Raw genomic sequence first — 18182 nt, forward strand, 5'->3', positions numbered from 1 at the left:
GACTCCTCTAACGAACTAAGCGGTCGAGTCCGCTACTCGTTCCATTATTCGTGCTCATTGATAGCGATTGTCTTAACGATCCTCTCCGGTTCAGGCCGGGCCAGGTCGATCGACAACAACCCGTTCTTCAGATCCGCACCCAGCACCAGCATCCCCTCCGCCAGCACAAAGGTGCGCTGGAAGTGGCGCGCGGCGATGCCGCGATGGATGTATTGCCGGGCCTTGTCGTCCTGCTGCCGCCCGCGGATCACGAGCTGGTTTTCCTCAATGGTTACATCGAGTTGGTCGCGGGTGAATCCGGCGACCGCCAGCGTGATGCGCAACCGCTCGGGCTGGCCGTCCGCGCTGCCGCACCTCTCGATATTGTAGGGAGGGTAGCCGTCGGCGCCTTTGACGACGCGGTCGAGCACGCGCTCGATCTCGTCGAAGCCCAGAAGGAACGGACTGGAAAGCGTGGGAACACGAGACATAGTTTACAAAGTCCTCTCGAAGCGACTTTGGTGCTTCGGGGCCCGATCAAGGCACCCCTTGGTCAGCAATATGGTCATATCCCCGTGTCGGTTCAAGGACGTAGCGGGGGGCTGTGGATGGGGCGTTCTGCCGCCCGCGGCCCTGCCATCGCATAAAATGCTTACAATTCGTCATAGCCGCGGGGGCGCAGGCATGACGAATTGGCAGGCGATTTATCTCAATGAAAACAGGGACCCCCTCTACTGTGCATGGGGTTGTTTTCGCGGTCTTGATCAGGCGGCCCTCGGAACCCGTCAGGCCTCGATCCGCGTCCGCCCGTCGCCGCTGAACAAATGCAGCTTCGCCCGGACCGCCGCGACGCGGATCCTCGCGCCGATGGCGGGCGCCTCGGTTCCGGGGATGCGGACGATGACCTCGCCGGGGGGCAGCTCACCAGGGGTGGCGGCGACGCGCTGGTCGTCCTGCTCGCGCGAGCCGTAGACGAAGGTCTCGGCACCGACGCGCTCGATGGCCTCGACCGTTAACGGCAGCGCCACGCCGCCGGCTGGTGTCTCGTCGGTGATGAGGAAATCCTCCGGGCGGATGCCCAGAATGCCGACTCCGTCTGCGCTGCCGCCGAGCTGCGACTCGATCTCCTCGGGACGCGTCGACATCAGATTCATCGGCGGTGCGCCGATGAAGGAGGCGACGAAGGTCGTCGCCGGCTTCTCGTAGATCGCGAGGGGATTGCCGACCTGCTCGACCTGGCCGCCATTCATCACGACGAGAACGTCGGCGAGCGTCATGGCTTCCAGCTGGTCGTGGGTGACGTAGATCGACGTCGTGTTGAGCCGGCGCTGCAGTTTGCGGATCTCGACGCGCATCGCGATGCGCAGCTTGGCGTCGAGGTTCGAGAGCGGCTCGTCGAACAGGAATACCTTCGGCTGGCGCACGATGGCGCGGCCCATGGCGACGCGCTGGCGCTGGCCGCCGGAGAGCTGGCGCGGCTTGCGCTCCAGCATGGCGGAGAGCTCGAGCACGCGCGCGGCTTGCTCGACGCGGGTCTTGATCTCGGCCTCGGCCATGCCGCGGTTGCGTAGGCCGTAGGCCATGTTGTTGAAGACGCTCATATGCGGATAGAGCGCGTAGTTCTGGAACACCATCGCGATGTCGCGATCGGCGGGCTCGACCTGGTTGACGACGCGGCCGCCGATGTCGATCTCGCCGCCGGTGACGGTCTCGAGCCCTGCGACCATGCGCAGCAGCGTGGACTTGCCGCAGCCGGAGGGGCCGACCAGCACGCAGAACTGGCCGTCGCCGACGTCGACGTTGACGCCTTTGATTGCTTCGAAGCCGCCTTGATAGGTCTTGCGGACGTTGCGCAGGGTGACGTTAGCCATTGCGAGCTCCGCTCGCGCGAATGGCGAGTAGGGAATAGTGAGTAGTTGAACAAGCGGGCATGCCAGCGCCGCTCGACCGCCGGCGAACCGTTCGCCATTCGCAATTCGCCATTCGCCCTCTCACTTTTCCGTCTCGACCAGGCCGCGCACGAACAATCTCTGCATGGCGACGACGACGAACACCGGCGGCAGCATCGCCAGCACGGCGGTCGCCATCACGATGGGCCATTCGGTCAGCGCGTCGGTGGTGGTGATCATCTTGCGGATGCCGACCTGGATGGTCTGCATGTCGTCGCGCGTGGTGATCAAGAGCGGCCAGAGATATTGATTCCAGCCGAGGATGAACAGGATCACGAACAGCGCCGCCATGTTGGTGCGCGACAGCGGCAGCAACGTGTCCCAGAAGAAGCGCAAGGGACCGGCGCCGTCGATGCGCGAGGCTTCCAGCAGCTCGTCCGGCACGGTCATGAAGAACTGGCGGAACAGCAGCGTCGCGGTGGCCGATGCGATCAGCGGCAGCGCCAGGCCCGCATAACTGTCGAGCATGTGCAGGTCGGCGACGATCTTGTAGGTCGGATAGATGCGTACCTCGACCGGCAGCATCAACGTGATGAAGATGATCCAGAATATCGCCATCCGGAACGGAAAGCGGAAATACACGATCGCATAGGCCGAGATGATCGAGATCGCGATCTTGCCGATTGCGATCGCCAGCGCCATCACCAGCGAATTGAGCATCATGTTGCCGACCGGCTCGCGGGTCGAGCCGCTCGTGCCGACGAAGATGGTCTGGTAGTAGACCTCGAAGAAGTGTCCGCCCGGCAGCAGCGACATCTGGCCGTTGGCGATCAGCGCGTTGTCCTGGGTCGAGGCGACGATGGCGATGTAGACCGGGAACGCGACGATCGCGATCCCGATCCAGAGGATGATGTGCGCGACGTAGCGCCGAAAGCCCTCTTCCTCGACCATCAGTAGGTCACCTTGCGTTCGACGAAGCGGAACTGGATTCCCGTGAGCACGATGACCATGATCATCAGGATCACCGATTGCGCCGCGGAGCTGCCGAGATTGCCGCCGAGCAGGCCGTCGGAATAGACCTTGTAGACCAGCGTGACGGTCGACGTGCCGGGACCGCCGCGGGTCATGGTGTCGATGATGCCGAACGTGTCGAAGAAGGCGTAGACGATGTTGATCACCAGCAGGAAGAAGATCGTCGGCGACAGCAACGGGAAGATCACGGTCCAGAACCGCCGCATCGGACGCGCGCCGTCGATCGCGGCGGCCTCGATCACGCTTTTGGGGATGCTCTGGAGGCCGGCGAGGAAGAACAGGAAATTATAGGAGATCTGCTTCCAGGCGGCGGCGAGGATGACCAGCGCCGCGGCCTGGTTGCCGTCGAGCAGCGGATTCCAGTCGATGCCGAGGCCGCGCAGGTAGCGCGAGAGCACGCCGAGCGAGGGATGCAGCATGAAGATCCAGAGCACGCCGACGACCGGCGGCGCCACCGCATAGGGCCAGATCAGCAGCGTGCGGTAGAGCATCGAGCCGCGCAGCGGCTTGTCTGCCATCACGGCGAGCAGCAGCGCGAAGGACAGCGACGAGATTGCGATGGCGAACGAGAAGAAGAAGGTCCGGACGATCGCCGCGAAATAAGCGGGGTCCTTGAACAGCTCGATGTAGTTGTCGAACCAGACGAAGCTCGACGACAGGCCGAAGGCGTCCTGGAGCAGGAATGACTGGATCACCGCCTGCAGGGCCGGCCAGTAGAAGAAAATCAGGACGATCGCGAGTTGCGGGGCAACCAGCGCGTAGGGCAATAGCTTTGACTGGAAAATGGCTTGCTTTTGCATGATGCCCCGGGGAGCGGCAGGCCGGGCGACCGGCCTGCCGCTGATCGCCTTACTTTACGGCGGTCTTTTCGAATTGCCGCAGCATCGTGTTGCCGCGTTCGACGGCGGCATCGAGCGCCTGCTTGGCGGTCTTCTTGCCGGCCAGCGCCTGCTCGATCTCTTCCGACCAGACGTCACGCAGCTGAACCATGTTGCCGAGGCGCAGGCCGCGCGAATTCTCGGTCGGCTCCTTGTTGGTCAGCTCGAGCAGCGGGGTCTCGAGATAGGGCTGATCCTTGTAGAAGCCCTCCGCCTTGGCCTTCTCATAGGCCGCCTTGGTGATCGGCAGATAGCCCGAGGCCTTGTGGATGTAGACCTGACGATCGGTGTCCGAGAGGAAGGTCAGGAACTTCGCGACGCCCTTGTATTCGTCGGCCGACTTGCCGCCCATGACCCAGAGCGAGGCGCCGCCGATGATCGAGTTCTGCGGTGCGCCCTTGACGTCGGGATAATAGGGCATCGGCACCGCGGTGAAGGCGAACTTGGCCTGCGCCTTGACGTTGCCGAAGAACGCCGACGAGGTCAGGTAGATCGGGCATTCGCCCGAGGTGAAGCGGCCTTCGCCGGTGTTGGTGCGGCCGGCATAGTCGTAGACCTTGGTCTTCTGCAGTTCGACCAGGTTTTCGAGATGCTTGACCTGGAGCGGGCCGTTGAATTCGAGCACGGTGTCGAAGCCGTCGAGGCCGTTGGCCTTGCTGGAGAGCGGCGTGTTGTGCCAGGCCGAGAGCTGCTCGAGATTGACCCAGGTGACCCAGGAGCCCGAGAAGCCGCAGGTGTCGTGACCGGCGGCCTTCAGCTTTTTGCCGGCCTCGAACACTTCGGGCCAGGTCTTGGGGATCTCGACATTGGCCTTCTTCAGCTCGTCGAGGTTGACCCACATCACGGTCGACGACGAGTTGAAGGGGAACGACAGCATCTCACCCTTCGAGGTCGAGTAGTAGCCGGTGATCGCGGGCAGGTAGGCCTTGGGATCGAACTTCTCGCCGGTCTCGGCCATCAGCTTGTAGACCGGCTTCACGGCGCCGGTCGCGGCCATCATGGTGGCGGTGCCGACCTCGAACACCTGCATGATGTGCGGGGCGTTGCCGGCGCGGAACGCGGCGATGCCGGCGTTCATCGTGTCGGCGTAGTTGCCCTTGTAGGTCGGGATCACCTTGTAGTCGCTCTGCGCGGCGTTGAAGTCGTTGGCGAGCTTGACGATGACGTCGTTGTTGGCGCCGGTCATCGCGTGCCACCACTGGATTTCCGTCACGGCCAGGGCCGGCGAAGCCGTCATGCCAACCGTGACTGCAATAGCGGCAGCCGCGCCAAAGTGTCGAAGAGCCATCAAGAAAACCTCCCTTGCCCGTCAATGAAGAGGCGCTTGCGCTAGCAGCGCCATATGACGTTCACATGACTGTGTAAGCGGGAGAAACGAAAGCAGCAAGCGCGGCCAAAAGGGAAGTCGTCAAATAGGCGAACGCGCCACGGACGGCCGGTGCGCATGCACGCCTCGCGCCGCAGTGCGGCATTGGATGATGAGGGAAGGAGAGCACCGTCAGCGCGGAATGGAGTTGGGTAGAACGGATGCGGCTCCGGGCTCCCTTAGCCTCTCCCGCTTGCGGGAGATCGCGAAGCGATCCGGGTGAGGGCTCCATCCTCTGGGGGAGTCTCACTGCGGAGACACCCTCTCCCCAACCCTCCCCCGCAAGCGGGGGAGGGAGCGCACCGCCATTGCGACGTGCAAATGCGCTTGATCTCAGCTTGCGCTAGCGTTTCCGCTCGGGGCCGCAGACGGTGCCCTTCTCGACCATCGCGTCGATCTCGGACTTGGAATAGCCGAACTCGCCCAGCACCTCGGCCGCGTGCTGGCTGAATTTCGGCGGCACGCGGCGCAGGCTTGGCTTGCTGCGATCGAGCCGGATCGGCGAGGCGACGCCTTTGTACCAGTCCTTCTCGATGACATCGCCGCGCGCGATCGTATGCGGGTTGGTCAACGCCTGGTCGATCTTCTGCACGGGACCTGCGGGCAGGCCGGCCGCAAGCAGGCGATTGCACAGCGGCTCGGCCTCGTGCTGGCTGAACACCGCGGCCAGCTCGGCGCGCAGCGCCTCGCGGTTGGCGATGCGGTCCTTGTTGCGGGCAAAGCGCGGATCGGTGCCGAGCTCGGGCTTGCCGATCTCCTTGGCGAGCTTGCGGAAGGTGCCGTCATTGCCGACGCCGATGAAGATGTTGTCGGTCTTGGTCGGGAAGATCGCGTAAGGCACGAGGTTCGGGTGCTCGTTGCCGGTGAGCGATGGCGGCTTGCCATGCATGAAATAGTTCGCGGTGTGCGGATGCATGATGGCAAGCCCGGTCTCGTACAGCGTCGTTTCCAGGAACTGGCCCTTGCCGGAGCGCTGCCGCTCGGAGAGCGCCATCAGGATGCCGATCGCGGCATAAAGCCCGGTGGTGATGTCGACCAGCGGCACGCCGATCCGCATCGGTCCGCTCTCGGGCGATCCCGTCGCCGCGATCATGCCGGTCATGGCCTGGATGATGGCGTCATAGCCGGGATTGCCGCCGCGCGGGCCGTCGGCGCCGAAGCCGCAGATCCGGCAATGCACGAGGCGCGGGAATTTTTCGCGCAAGACCTCGTTGCCGATGCCCCATTTCTCCAGCGTGCCCGGCTTGAAATTCTCGATCAGGACGTCGGCCGTCTCCAGCATCTTGAGCAGCACGGTTCGGCCGCCCTCGGAGGCGAGGTCGAGGCCGATTGAACGCTTGTTGCGGTTGATGCCGACGAAATAGGCCGCATCCTCCTCGTGGAAGGGAGGGCCCCATTCGCGCACCTCGTCGCCTGCGGGCGGCTCGACCTTGATCACGTCGGCGCCGTGGTCGGCGAGGATCTGGGTGCAGTAGGGACCGCCGAGCACGCGCGTGAGATCGATGACGCGCAGTCCGCTCATTGCGCCCAATGCTGCTTCAGTCATGCCTTCGCTTCCCCTGTGTCGGTCGTTTGATCACAGGCCTAGCGAGGTTTGTTTGCGCCAGCAATGGCGCCGGGCGTAGGGCCGCATGCACTGCCGCGCGGCAATCCCGCGGGGTGGCAAATCAAGCGGAAGCGGCCGGCCCGAGGGGGATCCCGGGCCAGCCAATCCGCCATTGGATCAGACGACCGTCAGGCGAACGTCGACATTGCCGCGCGTGGCATTGGAGTACGGACACACCTGGTGCGCCTTCGCGACCAGCGCCTCGGCCTCCGCACGGGCAAGGCCCGGGAGCGAGACGGCGAGGTCGATGTCGAGGCCGAAGCCGCCCTCGGAGCGCGGGCCGATGCCGACGGTCGAGGTGACGGAGGCGTCAGCCGGAACCTTCGGGCCGCCCTGCGAGGCCACGAACTTCATCGCGCCGATGAAGCAGGCGGCATAGCCGGCCGCGAACAGCTGCTCGGGATTGTTGCCGGCGCCGCCGCCACCCCCGAGCTCCTTCGGCGTGGTCAGCTTGACGTCGAGCGCGCCGTCGAGGGTCGCAGCATGGCCGTCGCGGCCGCCGGTGGCTTTTGCGCTGGTCTTGTAGAGGACGTTTACGGACATTTTCGTCTCCCTTGGGGGTTCCGGGTTAGGACCCGGTCCATATCGCAGACAATTAGATTGTGCGCAATTGAAATTACGCGGCCTCACATTTAATTGTCCGCAATTGAATATGCCGCCGGCCGGCCCCAGAATGGGAAAAACCTCGTGAGATTCGTTATGCCTCGGAAGATACCGGCGCTGGACCCGCAGCGCCTCGACAATCAGATCTGCTTTGCGGTCTATTCGGCCGCGCATGCCTTCAACCGCGTCTACAAGCCGCTGCTCGACCGGCTCGGACTGACCTATCCGCAATATCTGGTGATGTTGGTGCTGTGGGAGCGCGACGACGTGCCGGTCAAGGACATCGGCGAGAAGCTGTTCCTGGATTCGGGCACGCTGACGCCGCTCCTGAAGCGGCTAGAGGCCGCGCATCTCGTCAGACGCACCCGCTCCAGCGAGGACGAGCGGCAAGTGCTGATCGCCCTGACGCCGCAGGGCCACGCGCTGAAGGACAAGGCGCGCAGCGTGCCGCAGTCGATCCTGGCAGCGTCGGACTGCTCGGTGTCGGAGCTGGTCGCAATGAAGGACGAGATCGTCGCGCTGAGGGACCGGCTGAATGCGGTAATCGGGGAGTAGGGGTTAGCAGAGCCGTTTTTTCGAGAAAGCGCGGCCTGAGTGTGACTTGAGATATTTCTCGAATGCCAAGGCCTTCATCTTGTCGGGAAAAGCGCAGTACCAGATCAGCTTCCATGGCTTGAACTTGGCGGTGTGAGCCGATTTACCGGCATTGTGCTCAGGAAGCCGTCGCTTCAAATTCTCGGTCGCGCCGATGTATTCCTCATCGGGGAATTCGATGCTTTGGATGATGTAGACGTACCACGCCCTTCAGGCTCCGTCGTGGCTGCGCCACGCGTAGCCCGAACAAGCCAGCGCGCTATATTGGCGGCTTCCAACTGGATCGTCGATAGTTTGATCGGGAATGTCACCTGTCCGTCTTCGCCCTTCGGGCTACGCCGGACACCACGCTTCGCCCTTCAGGCTCCGTCGTGGCTGCGCCACGCGTAGCCCGAAGGGCGAAGCGTGGTGGAGCCAGGCGGGATCGAACCGCCGACCTCTTGCATGCCATGCAAGCGCTCTCCCAGCTGAGCTATGGCCCCTTAAGTCCTGGGATGATCCTGGGGGATCACTCCCGACCGGCGAGCCTTGCGACTCGCGCGGTGCACCCTTTTTCACAGATCAGGGCTGATCTCAAGTCTCTTCATCACCTCCGACATCACCAATGATGTCGGTCACGTCCTCATCGCCCTCTTCTTCGTCGGCAATGAAGGTCGAATCATCGTCATCGTCGTCATCGATGGTCTCGTCGACCTCGATATCGTCCTCCGATTCGGGCACCACGGCCTTGACCTTGCCGGTGTTCTCCTCGGCATCGGCCTCCTCGAGGGAGACCATCTCTTCGGCTTCGGCCGGCTCCGGCGCGGTGTCCTGGGCCATGCTGCGGGCTTCTGCGCCACGGGGCGCGCGAGCAGGGGCAACCGGGGCGATCGGAACCACTTCGCCGGTATAGGGCGAGATCACCGGATTCTTGTTGAGGTCGTAGAACTTCTTGCCCGTGGTCGGGCAAATACGTTTGGTTCCGAGTTCGGACTTGGCCACGGCAGGAATCCTGGGAATGTCTGAAAAGCGGTGCTTCACTTGGCTAGTTGGCGGCCCGCTGTCAATAGCGCATTACGGGAGAAAGACATGCCCGTGACGGCGGGGAGACCATGTGGTACCTGCCCCGCGAGCCCCGCAGGGATATTTCGGGCCAATCCAAGGACATAACGTGACCCATTCCGACAAGCCGACGCCCCTTCGGTCGCGCGCCAGCGGTCCACTGACCGGGAAAGTACGGGTGCCCGGGGACAAGTCGATCTCCCACCGCGCCCTGATCCTGGGCGCACTCGCGGTCGGCGAGACCAGGATTTCGGGCCTGCTCGAGGGCGAGGACGTCCTCAACACCGCCAAATCCATGCAGGCGCTCGGCGCCCAGGTCCAGCGCACCGGCGATTTCGCCTGGAAGGTCCAGGGCGTGGGCGTCGGAGGCTTTGCCCAGCCCAAGGCGGCGCTGGATTTCGGCAATTCAGGCACCGGCTGCCGGCTGGTCATGGGCGCCGTCGCCGGCTGCCCGATCTCGGCGATTTTCGACGGCGACGCCTCCTTGCGCAGCCGCCCCATGCGCCGGATCCTCGATCCGCTGGAAAAGATGGGCGCCAGGGTCGTCTCCGGCGGCGAGGGTGGCCGCCTGCCGCTGACCGTCCAGGGCGCACGCGATCCGCTGCCGATCACCTACAAGACCCCGGTTGCCTCGGCCCAGATCAAATCGGCCGTGCTGCTGGCGGGCCTCGCCGCGCCGGGCACTACGACCGTGGTCGAGAGCGAGGCCAGCCGCGACCACACGGAGCTGATGCTGAAGCATTTTGGCGCCGACATCACCTCGGTGCAGGAAGGCCAGCATGGCCGCCGCATCACGCTCGTCGGTCAGCCCGAGCTGCATGGTGCCAACGTCGTGGTGCCCGCCGACCCGTCTTCTGCGGCATTCCCGATCGTCGCTGCGCTGATCGTCGAAGGCTCCGACATCGTGCTGTCGGACGTCATGACCAATCCGCTGCGCACCGGCCTGTTCGCCACGCTGCGCGAAATGGGCGCCTCGATCGAGGAAAGCGACGTGCGGGGCGATGCCGGCGAGCCGATGGCGCAATTGCGCGTGCGCGCGTCGAAACTGCGCGGCGTCGAGGTACCGCCGGAACGCGCGCCCTCGATGATCGACGAATATCTCGTGCTGGCCGTGGCGGCCTCCTTCGCCGAGGGCACGACCATCATGCGCGGCCTGCAGGAGCTGCGCGTCAAGGAGTCCGACCGTCTCGAGGCCACCGCCGACATGCTCCGCGTCAACGGCGTCAAGGTCGAAATCGCCGGCGACGATCTGATCGTCGAGGGCCGCGGCCATGTCCCCGGCGGCGGCACAGTCGCGACCCATATGGACCATCGCATCGCGATGTCCGCGCTGGTGATGGGCTGCGCCTCCGACCAGCCCGTGACGGTCGACGACACCGCGTTCATCGCCACCAGTTTCCCGGATTTCATTCCATGATGCGTTCGCTAGGGGCCGAGTTTTCATGATCATCGCCATCGACGGGCCCGCCGCCTCGGGCAAGGGGACGCTCGGCAAGCGCCTTGCCCATCATTACGGCTACCGTCATCTCGATACCGGCGTGATCTATCGCGCGGTGGCCTATGCCTTGATGCAGTCGGGTCATGATCTCCGGGATGAGGCAGCGGCGGTGCAGGCGGCGCTGGAACTCGACCCCGAAAAGTTCGGCAACCCCGCGCTGAAGACCCAGGAGGCCGGTGAGGGCGCGTCCATTGTTTCGGCCATTCCCAGGGTTCGCGAAGTCCTGCTCAATTTCCAGCGGCAATTTGCCGCCGATCCGCCCGGTGCGGTGCTGGACGGCCGGGACATTGGAACCGTGATCTGCCCGCATGCCGACGTGAAGATCTTCGTGGTTGCCGACCCCAAGGTCCGTGCGCGGCGACGGACCATGGAGGCAAGGGCGAGGGGCGAAGACGCGGACGAGGCGGCCGTGCTTGCCGACATCATCCAGCGCGACGAACGCGACAAGAACCGGCCGATTGCGCCTTTAAAACCGGCCCCGGATGCTTACTTGCTAGATAACTCCCAACTGGATATAGAAGGCGGCGTCCGGGCCGCCATCGACATTATCGAGGCTGTCCGAGCGGGCCGGTCGCGGGGTTAAGCCGCCGCCGTCATTGGAGGAAGTGCCCGCTCCCGCTCTTTGAGGTCGATACCCTCGGTCCCTGGTTTGGGGACCGGCGCGATCCAGGCTCCGGACACAAGAATTCCACGTATCGAATGCGCGGGCCTCAGCCGGCCCGTTTCCGTTGTTCTGGCCGCAAGGCCCGGGCAACGAGCGGTCGCTCGAAGGTTTTGCGGACCTTCCGACACTGCGTGTGCGATGCGCCCTTGAACCCAACGGCCGGCAAGACATCCGCAACTGGAGAACAAATGGCTTCGACTTCTGCTGATACCTATAGCCCCTCGCGCGATGATTTCGCCGCGATGCTCGACGAGTCCTTCGCAGGTGGCAACCTGCAGGAAAGCTCCGTCGTCAAGGGCAAGGTGGTTGCAATTGAAAAGGACATGGCCGTCATCGACGTCGGCCTGAAGACCGAGGGCCGCGTGGCCCTGCGCGAATTTTCCGGCCCCGGCCGTGACTCTGAACTCAAGGTCGGCGACGAGGTGGAAGTGTTCCTCGATCGCATCGAGAACGCCCTCGGCGAAGCCGTGCTGTCGCGCGACAAGGCGCGCCGCGAGGAGAGCTGGGGCAAGCTCGAGAAGGCGTTCCAGAACAACGAGAAGGTCAACGGCGTCATCTTCAACCAGGTCAAGGGCGGCTTCACCGTCGACCTCGACGGTGCCGTGGCGTTCCTGCCGCGCTCGCAGGTCGACATCCGTCCGATCCGCGACGTTGCGCCGCTGATGAACAACTCGCAGCCGTTCCAGATCCTCAAGATGGACCGCCGCCGCGGCAACATCGTGGTGTCCCGCCGCACGGTTCTCGAAGAGACCCGCGCCGAGCAGCGCCAGGAGCTGGTGCAGAACCTCGAAGAGGGTCAGGTCATCGACGGCGTGGTCAAGAACATCACCGATTACGGTGCGTTCGTTGATCTCGGCGGCATCGACGGCCTGCTGCACGTCACCGACATCGCGTGGCGCCGCGTCAACCACCCGACCGAGGTGCTCTCGATCGGCCAGACCGTGAAGGTCAAGATCATCAAGATCAACCACGAGACGCACCGCATCTCGCTGGGCATGAAGCAGCTGCTGGACGATCCGTGGCAGGGCATCGAAGCCAAGTACCCGCTGGGTGCCCGCTTCACCGGCCGTGTCACCAACATCACCGACTACGGTGCGTTCGTCGAGCTCGAGCCGGGCATCGAAGGCCTGATCCACGTCTCCGAGATGTCGTGGACCAAGAAGAACATGCATCCCGGCAAGATCGTGTCGACCTCGCAGGAAGTCGACGTGCAGGTGCTGGAAGTCGATTCCGTCAAGCGCCGCATCTCGCTCGGCCTCAAGCAGACCATGCGCAACCCCTGGGAGGTCTTCGTCGAAGGTCACCCGACCGGTTCGGTGGTCGAGGGCGAGGTCAAGAACAAGACCGAGTTCGGTCTGTTCCTGGGTCTCGAGGGCGACGTCGACGGCATGGTCCATCTCTCCGATCTCGACTGGAAGCTTCCGGGCGAGCAGGTGATCGACAACTACAAGAAGGGCGACATGGTGAAGGCCGTGGTGCTCGATGTGGATGTCGAGAAGGAGCGTATCTCGCTCGGCATCAAGCAGCTCGAAGGCGACCCCTTCGCCGAGCCGGGCGATGTCAAGAAGGGCGCGGTCGTGACCTGCGAAGTGCTCGAAGTGAAGGAGAGCGGCATCGAGGTGAAGATCGCCGGTACCGACTTCACCACCTTCATCAAGCGCTCGGAGCTCGCGCGTGACCGCAACGACCAGCGCGCCGAACGCTTCGCCGTCGGCGAGAAGGTCGATGCCCGCGTGATCCAGTTCGACAAGAAGGCCCGCAAGGTCCAGGTGTCGATCAAGGCGCTCGAAGTCGCCGAAGAGAAGGAAGCCATCGCGCAGTACGGCTCCTCCGATTCGGGTGCGACGCTCGGCGACATCCTGGGCACCGCGCTCAAGAACCGCGACAGCAAGTAAGCGAAACGTTCGTTTTGCTGACATCAGAGCCCCGGCGAAAGCCGGGGCTTTTTTGTTGCTCGCTCAGTTGTCGTCCCCGCGAAGGCGGGGACCCATAACCCCAGGGAGTAGTTGTTGCGCGAAGCTGATAACTCCGAGTCTTCGCCAAACCGCTCCCCGGGGTTATGGGTCCCTGTGTCTTGGAAGTCTGTCAGGATAGGTTGGGCGGGAAGCCGTTGGGTCCTTGGCGCTTGACGCCGTGAGCCGGCTCGGTCAACCCTCTCAGCGCGAGCGAAGCTCGTCGCGGCCCCGTAAGAACGGGGAGAGGGGGAGGAGGGAGTCTTCACGCCATGCTCAGCTCGTGCCGGCCGACCACCATCCAGTGCACCTCGTCCGGACCGTCGGCGAAGCGCAGATGGCGCACGTCCTGATACATCTCCGCGAGCGGGGTCCAGTGCGAGATGCCGGTGGCGCCGTGCATCTGGATGGCCTGGTCGATGATCTTGCAGGCGCGCTCGGGCACCATGGCCTTGACCATGGAGACCCAGACGCGGGCTTCCTTGTTGCCGAGCACGTCCATCGCCTTCGCCGCCTTCAGCACCATCAGCCGCATCGCCTCGATCTCGCAGCGGGCCTGCGCGATGATCTGCATGTTGCCGCCGAGATGGGCGATCTTCTTGCCGAAGGCTTCGCGGGTGAGGCCACGCTGCACCATCAGGTCGAGCGCCTTCTCGGCCTTGCCGATGGTGCGCATGCAGTGATGGATGCGGCCCGGTCCGAGGCGGAGCTGCGAGATCTCGAAGCCGCGGCCTTCGCCGAGCAGCATGTTCTCCTTCGGCACGCGCACATTGTTGAAGCGCATGTGCATGTGGCCGCGCGGCGCATGGTCCTGGCCGAACACGTACATCGGCCCGAGCACCTCGACGCCGGGCGTGTCGCGCGGCACCAGGATCTGCGACTGCTGCTTGCTCGGCGCCGCATCCGGATTGGTCTTCACCATCACGATGAGGATCTTGCAGCGGGGATCGCCAAGGCCCGAGATGTAATACTTCTCACCGTTGATGACCCATTCGTCGCCGACGAGCTTTGCGGTGGTCGAGATGTTCTTGGCGTCGGAGGAGGCGACGTTCGGCTCGGTCATGACGTAGGCCGAGCGGATCTCGCCGTTGAGCAGGGGCTTGAGCCACTTCTCCTTCTGCTCCTTGGTGCCGACGCGCTCCAGCACCTCCATGTTGCCGGTGTCGGGCGCCGAGCAGTTCATGGTTTCGGAGGCCAGCGGGCTCTTGCCGAGCTCGGCGGCGATATAGGCGTAGTCGAGATTCTTTAGGCCTTGGCCGGTCTCGTCATCGGGCAGGAAGAAATTCCAGAGGCCTTCCTGCTTGGCCTTGTTCTTGGCCTTCTCCAGCACCTCGAGCTGCTTCGGCGTGAAGCTCCAGCGATCCTCCTTGCCTTCGCCGGCCTTGGCGAACTCGATCGACATCGGCTCGACGGTGTCGCGGATGAATTTCTTGACGTGATCATAGAGCGGCCGGACCTGGTCCGACATGCGAAGGTCGTTCAGCTCGTCGCCGGGATTGAGGGTGTAGTTGGTGGTGCGGGGAATGTAGGCGTGCTTTGTCATTGTTCCTCCCGAAGGCGCTGAGATCGTGTTGGCCGCAACAATAGTCGCAGCGACGCCAAAGTGCGAGCGCGTATTTTCTCACGCGAGCCATGCCATGTGATGGAATTTCGCGAGGGCGTTTGAAATGTTGTTTGAATGGGAGGCGGGCGAGAGACGGCGGGCGCGTGCGTCACTCTCCGCTGTCATCGCCCGACTTGTTCGGGCGATCCAGTATTCCAGAGACAGCGGTGATTCACAGAGAAGCCGTGGCGTACTGGATGCCCCGGTCAAGCCGGGGCATGACAACAGTGGTTGCCGCTAAATCAATTCGGCATCCGGTGCATCGCGCAGATCTTGTTGCCGTCGAGATCGCGCAAATAGGCGATATAGAGCTTGTTCCCCGCGCCCTCGCGGATGCCGGGCGGATTCTCGATCGGCGTTCCGCCGGCCGCGACGCCGGCGGCGTGCCACTTGTCGACCTGCTCAGGCGAGTTGGCGGCAAAGCCGATGGTGCCGCCGTTCGCGCAGGTCGCCGGCTCGCCGTTGATCGGCTTCGTCACCGAGAACACGCCGGTCTTGGTGATGTAGAAGATGCGGTGCCCGTCGACCCTGGCCGGCCGCACCTCGAGTGTGCTCAGTAGGCTGTCGTAGAACGCCTTGGCTTTGTCCAGATCGTTGGTGCCGATCATCACGTGTGAAAACATTTGCCCTGTTCCCCTCTGCGCTTACAAACTCGGAAAACCGTAGGGTGGGCAAAGCGCAGCGTGCCCACCACGACAATGAAAAATGCTTCTGGTGGGCACGGCGCAGGCGCGCCTTTGCCCACCCTACGAAATCTCAAAACGCGGTATAGCCGCCGTCGATCACGAACGTGTCCGCAGTGTGATACGACGACGCCTTGCTCATCAGATACACGGCGATGCCGCCGAAATCGGAGGCCTCGCCGAAGCGCCTTACCGGAATCCGCGGCATCACATTGGCGACGAATTTTTCGTTGGCCATGAGACCTGATGTCATGTCGCTCTTGATCCATCCGGGCAGGATCGCATTCGCGGTGACGCCGTGGCGGGCGAGCTCGACACCGAGCGCGCGCACCAATGCGTTGATGGCGGCTTTGGTCGCGGCATAATGTTCGTTGCGCGCGGTGCCGAAGATCGAGGCGAGGCTCGAGGTGGCAACCAGCCGGCCGAACGGATCGCCGGCATTGGCGCGGTCGGTCATGTGCTTTGCGGCGGCCTGGAACGCGTGGAACACGCCGTCGAGATTGGTCGCGAACATCGTGCGCCATTCGTCCTCGGTGCGCTCGATGAAAGACCTGCGGCCGCCGCCGCCGATGCCGGCATTGGCGAAGCAGCCGTCGACCCGGCCAAACGTGTCGAGCGTTGCCTTCATCGCGGCGTTGACCGAGGCGGGATCGGTGACGTCGCAGACGCGGCTATCGACCTTGCCTGATAGCCCCGCCATGCTCGCGGCAGCGGCCTTGTTCTTGTCAGCATTGCGGCCCCAGATCGAGACGTTACAGCCCTGGCCGGCGAGGGCCTGCGCGATGCCGAGCCCGATGCCGCCATTGCCGCCGGTGATCACGGCGACGCGTCCGGTGAGGTCGAAAATGTTCATGGCGCGTTTCCTGTTCTTGATATGAGGCGCATCAGCCGCTGCGCACAAGATTGCTTGCTATGCTGTGATCACCATGGACAAGGCCGCGACAAAAATCAAATATGCGCCCCGGCAAAACTAAATTCCGGTCTGCGAAACTGGCGCGGTCCGCAACTGACGAGGAAACCATGCAGTTCAAACACGTCACGCTCGATTTCGATGGCTCGGTTGCGATCCTCCGGCTCGACCATCAGGAGGTGATGAACGCGGTCTCCGTGGACATGCTGGGCGGCCTTGCCGAGGCGCTCGACGCGATCGAGGAGAAGAAGGACGATGTGCGCTGCGTCGTGCTAACCGGCGCGGGGCGGGCGTTCTGCACGGGTGCTAATCTGCAAGGGCGCAACAACCAGTCGAAGAAGACCAAGGCCGGCCTGACGCTGGAGACCGGCTTTCATCCCTTCCTCCGCCGCATCCGCAATCTGCACTGTCCGATCGTCACCGCGGTCAACGGGCCGGCGGCGGGCGCCGGCATGAGCTTCGCTCTGCTCGGCGACATGATCCTTTGCGCGCGCTCGTCGTATTTCCTGCAAGCGTTCCGCCGCATCGGCCTGGTGCCGGATTGCGGCTCGACCTGGCTGCTGCCGCGCCTCGTCGGCCGGGCGCGCTCGATCGAATTGTCGCTGATGGGCGAGCGGCTGCCGGCCGAGAAGGCGCTGGAATGGGGCCTCGTCAATCGCGTTTATGACGACGGCGTGCTGATGGAGGAGGCGATGAAGCTCGCGCGCGATCTCGCCAGCGGGCCGACAGTGGCGCTGTCGCTGATCCGCAAGCTCTACTGGGACAGCCCGGAAAATTCCTTCGAGGACCAGCTCAATCTCGAATTCCAGTGCCAGCTGCGTGCCGGCGACACCCAGGATTTCCGTGAGGGCGTCGGCGCGTTCCTGGAGAAGCGCCCCGCGCAGTTCAAAGGCAAATGATCGAGGCGGAGCTTTCGCGCAGCGTCGCGCGCTGGTGTAAGGGCGCGACCGGCGTCACCGGCGCGGCAAAACTGTCGGGCGGCGCCAGTCAGGAGACCTGGCGCTTCGACATCACGCATCCTGACGGGCCGATCGGTGCGATCCTGCGCCGCTCGCCGAAAGGTTATGGCGCGGCTCCCACGCGTGCGGCGGGTCTCGCGGCTGAGGCGCAGTTGATGCAGCTCGCTTACGAGGCCGGCGTGCCGTCGCCGCGCGTGATGCATGTGCTGACGCCGGACGAAGACCTCGGCACCGGCTTCATCATGCAGCGCGTCGAGGGCGAGACCATCGCGCGCAAGATCCTTCGCGATGATGAGTTCGCAGCGGCGCGGCCGCTGCTCGCGCGGCAGATCGGCGGCGTGCTCGCCGGCCTCCATCGGTTGCCGCAGGATAAATTGCCTGAGCTGCGCAGCCGCGGCGCGACCCAGGAGATCTCCGAGTTCGAGCGCGACTATCGCAGTCTGAACTGGCCAAAGCCCGTATTCGAGCTGGCGCTGCGCTGGCTGCGCGACCACGATCCTGGGCCGTCAGTCGAGACCACGCTGGTGCATGGCGATTTCCGCAACGGCAATCTCATCATCGGATCTGATGGTGTCCGCGCGGTGCTGGACTGGGAGCTCGCCCATCTCGGCGATCCCATGGAGGATCTCGGCTGGGTCTGCGTCAATTCCTGGCGGTTCGGTGAGATCGACAAGCCCGTCGGCGGCTTTGGTTCGCGCGAGGAGCTGTTCGCGGGCTATGAGGCCGCCGGCCGCAAGGTCGATGCGGCGCGCGTCAAATTCTGGGAAGTGATGGGGACGCTGCGCTGGGGCATCATGTGCGGCGGCATGATGCAACGGTTCCGCGAGGGGCCGGACCATTCCATGGAGCGCGCCATGATCGGCCGCCGCGCCTCCGAGACCGAGATCGATCTGTTGCGGCTGCTGGCGCCGCGCGGGAGCTGAGA

At 64.0% G+C, this 18182-nt stretch carries 17 protein-coding genes, 1 tRNA gene and 1 pseudogene; 6 read left to right on the forward strand and 13 right to left on the reverse strand.

The features are described from left to right. Positions 1-44: 44 nt before the first annotated feature. From FOM02_RS24460 to FOM02_RS24490, 7 genes are all read right to left on the reverse strand, one after another. Positions 45-470: an Hsp20 family protein gene (locus tag FOM02_RS24460; RefSeq protein WP_027561590.1), complete on the reverse strand. Its 426-nt coding sequence runs from the start codon at positions 468-470 to the stop codon at positions 45-47. A 294-nt stretch (positions 471-764) separates the two neighbouring features. Continuing rightward, positions 765-1850 (reverse strand): sn-glycerol-3-phosphate import ATP-binding protein UgpC, encoded by a 1086-nt coding sequence (locus FOM02_RS24465; RefSeq protein WP_027561589.1) that lies wholly within the window; start codon positions 1848-1850, stop codon positions 765-767. A 120-nt stretch (positions 1851-1970) separates the two neighbouring features. After that, positions 1971-2819 carry a sn-glycerol-3-phosphate ABC transporter permease UgpE gene (gene ugpE / locus FOM02_RS24470; protein ID WP_027561588.1) on the reverse strand — a complete coding sequence of 283 codons (849 nt, stop codon included), beginning with the start codon at positions 2817-2819 and terminating at the stop codon, positions 1971-1973. Continuing rightward, positions 2819-3700 (reverse strand): sn-glycerol-3-phosphate ABC transporter permease UgpA, encoded by an 882-nt coding sequence (gene ugpA / locus FOM02_RS24475; protein ID WP_027561587.1) that lies wholly within the window; start codon positions 3698-3700, stop codon positions 2819-2821. The genes ugpE and ugpA overlap by 1 nt, the downstream gene beginning before the upstream one ends. Positions 3701-3749: 49 nt before the next feature. Continuing rightward, positions 3750-5066: a sn-glycerol-3-phosphate ABC transporter substrate-binding protein UgpB gene (ugpB, locus tag FOM02_RS24480; RefSeq protein ID WP_027561586.1), complete on the reverse strand. Its 1317-nt coding sequence runs from the start codon at positions 5064-5066 to the stop codon at positions 3750-3752. A gap of 421 nt (positions 5067-5487) precedes the next feature. Continuing rightward, entirely contained in the window at positions 5488-6690 is a 1203-nt protein-coding gene (locus FOM02_RS24485; RefSeq protein WP_027561585.1) for a CaiB/BaiF CoA transferase family protein, read from the reverse strand. A gap of 177 nt (positions 6691-6867) precedes the next feature. Beyond that, positions 6868-7293 carry an organic hydroperoxide resistance protein gene (locus FOM02_RS24490; RefSeq protein ID WP_018645071.1) on the reverse strand — a complete coding sequence of 142 codons (426 nt, stop codon included), beginning with the start codon at positions 7291-7293 and terminating at the stop codon, positions 6868-6870. Between the two features lie 156 nt (positions 7294-7449). Between FOM02_RS24490 and FOM02_RS24495 the strand changes: the two genes are divergently transcribed. After that, the gene (locus FOM02_RS24495) at positions 7450-7908 is read left to right on the forward strand and encodes a MarR family winged helix-turn-helix transcriptional regulator (protein WP_027561584.1); all 459 of its coding nucleotides are present in this window, start codon (positions 7450-7452) and stop codon (positions 7906-7908) included. A 3-nt stretch (positions 7909-7911) separates the two neighbouring features. Here the strand turns inward: FOM02_RS24495 and FOM02_RS24500 are convergent, their stop codons facing one another. The 3 genes from FOM02_RS24500 to FOM02_RS24510 form a co-directional block, all read right to left on the reverse strand. Then, positions 7912-8139: a GIY-YIG nuclease family protein gene (locus FOM02_RS24500; protein WP_027561583.1), complete on the reverse strand. Its 228-nt coding sequence runs from the start codon at positions 8137-8139 to the stop codon at positions 7912-7914. 214 nt (positions 8140-8353) lie between these two features. After that, positions 8354-8429: transfer RNA gene (locus FOM02_RS24505), tRNA-Ala, on the reverse strand. Between the two features lie 91 nt (positions 8430-8520). Continuing rightward, the gene (locus tag FOM02_RS24510; protein ID WP_027561582.1) at positions 8521-8928 is read right to left on the reverse strand and encodes a TIGR02300 family protein; all 408 of its coding nucleotides are present in this window, start codon (positions 8926-8928) and stop codon (positions 8521-8523) included. A 169-nt stretch (positions 8929-9097) separates the two neighbouring features. Between FOM02_RS24510 and aroA the strand changes: the two are divergent. The 3 genes and pseudogenes from aroA to rpsA all read left to right on the forward strand — a co-directional run bounded on the left by aroA (position 9098) and on the right by rpsA (position 13045). Then, positions 9098-10434 (forward strand): annotated as a pseudogene (gene aroA / locus FOM02_RS24515) (3-phosphoshikimate 1-carboxyvinyltransferase). After that, positions 10431-11069, forward strand: coding sequence for a (d)CMP kinase (cmk, locus tag FOM02_RS24520; RefSeq protein ID WP_027561580.1), 639 nt, complete (start codon positions 10431-10433; stop codon positions 11067-11069). The pseudogene aroA and the gene cmk overlap by 4 nt, the downstream one beginning before the upstream one ends. Positions 11070-11338: 269 nt before the next feature. Beyond that, entirely contained in the window at positions 11339-13045 is a 1707-nt protein-coding gene (gene rpsA, locus FOM02_RS24525; protein WP_027561579.1) for a 30S ribosomal protein S1, read from the forward strand. Positions 13046-13367: 322 nt separating this feature from the next. Here rpsA and FOM02_RS24530 read toward each other — a convergent pair whose 3' ends face one another. The 3 genes from FOM02_RS24530 to FOM02_RS24540 form a co-directional block, all read right to left on the reverse strand. After that, positions 13368-14645: an acyl-CoA dehydrogenase family protein gene (locus tag FOM02_RS24530; protein WP_027558632.1), complete on the reverse strand. Its 1278-nt coding sequence runs from the start codon at positions 14643-14645 to the stop codon at positions 13368-13370. Positions 14646-14947: 302 nt separating this feature from the next. Further along, positions 14948-15328 (reverse strand): VOC family protein, encoded by a 381-nt coding sequence (locus FOM02_RS24535; protein ID WP_027558633.1) that lies wholly within the window; start codon positions 15326-15328, stop codon positions 14948-14950. Positions 15329-15461: 133 nt separating this feature from the next. Next, the gene (locus FOM02_RS24540; protein ID WP_027558634.1) at positions 15462-16241 is read right to left on the reverse strand and encodes an SDR family NAD(P)-dependent oxidoreductase; all 780 of its coding nucleotides are present in this window, start codon (positions 16239-16241) and stop codon (positions 15462-15464) included. Between the two features lie 167 nt (positions 16242-16408). Between FOM02_RS24540 and FOM02_RS24545 the strand changes: the two genes are divergently transcribed. Beyond that, a complete protein-coding gene (locus tag FOM02_RS24545; RefSeq protein WP_027558635.1) occupies positions 16409-17197 on the forward strand; it encodes an enoyl-CoA hydratase/isomerase in 789 nt (262 codons plus the stop codon). After that, positions 17194-18180, forward strand: a complete 987-nt coding sequence (locus tag FOM02_RS24550) for a phosphotransferase family protein (protein ID WP_027558636.1) — start codon at positions 17194-17196, stop codon at positions 18178-18180. The genes FOM02_RS24545 and FOM02_RS24550 overlap by 4 nt, the downstream gene beginning before the upstream one ends. The last annotated feature ends 2 nt before the right edge of the window (positions 18181-18182 follow it).

It is taken from the genome of Bradyrhizobium sp. SEMIA (genome assembly GCF_014844175.1).
In the GTDB taxonomy this organism is placed as follows: Bacteria; Pseudomonadota; Alphaproteobacteria; order Rhizobiales; family Xanthobacteraceae; genus Bradyrhizobium; species Bradyrhizobium arachidis.

Excerpts from the sequence above, each read along its gene's own strand:
- FOM02_RS24460 (WP_027561590.1), bottom strand. The coding sequence starts at position 470 with ATGTCTCGTGTTCCCACGCTTTCCAGTCCGTTCCTTCTGGGCTTCGAC.
- FOM02_RS24465 (WP_027561589.1), bottom strand. The coding sequence starts at position 1,850 with ATGGCTAACGTCACCCTGCGCAACGTCCGCAAGACCTATCAAGGCGGC.
- ugpE (WP_027561588.1), bottom strand. The coding sequence starts at position 2,819 with ATGGTCGAGGAAGAGGGCTTTCGGCGCTACGTCGCGCACATCATCCTC.
- ugpA (WP_027561587.1), bottom strand. The coding sequence starts at position 3,700 with ATGCAAAAGCAAGCCATTTTCCAGTCAAAGCTATTGCCCTACGCGCTG.
- ugpB (WP_027561586.1), bottom strand. The coding sequence starts at position 5,066 with ATGGCTCTTCGACACTTTGGCGCGGCTGCCGCTATTGCAGTCACGGTT.
- FOM02_RS24485 (WP_027561585.1), bottom strand. The coding sequence starts at position 6,690 with ATGACTGAAGCAGCATTGGGCGCAATGAGCGGACTGCGCGTCATCGAT.
- FOM02_RS24490 (WP_018645071.1), bottom strand. The coding sequence starts at position 7,293 with ATGTCCGTAAACGTCCTCTACAAGACCAGCGCAAAAGCCACCGGCGGC.
- FOM02_RS24495 (WP_027561584.1), top strand. The coding sequence starts at position 7,450 with ATGCCTCGGAAGATACCGGCGCTGGACCCGCAGCGCCTCGACAATCAG.
- cmk (WP_027561580.1), top strand. The coding sequence starts at position 10,431 with ATGATCATCGCCATCGACGGGCCCGCCGCCTCGGGCAAGGGGACGCTC.
- rpsA (WP_027561579.1), top strand. The coding sequence starts at position 11,339 with ATGGCTTCGACTTCTGCTGATACCTATAGCCCCTCGCGCGATGATTTC.
- FOM02_RS24530 (WP_027558632.1), bottom strand. The coding sequence starts at position 14,645 with ATGACAAAGCACGCCTACATTCCCCGCACCACCAACTACACCCTCAAT.
- FOM02_RS24535 (WP_027558633.1), bottom strand. The coding sequence starts at position 15,328 with ATGTTTTCACACGTGATGATCGGCACCAACGATCTGGACAAAGCCAAG.
- FOM02_RS24540 (WP_027558634.1), bottom strand. The coding sequence starts at position 16,241 with ATGAACATTTTCGACCTCACCGGACGCGTCGCCGTGATCACCGGCGGC.
- FOM02_RS24545 (WP_027558635.1), top strand. The coding sequence starts at position 16,409 with ATGCAGTTCAAACACGTCACGCTCGATTTCGATGGCTCGGTTGCGATC.
- FOM02_RS24550 (WP_027558636.1), top strand. The coding sequence starts at position 17,194 with ATGATCGAGGCGGAGCTTTCGCGCAGCGTCGCGCGCTGGTGTAAGGGC.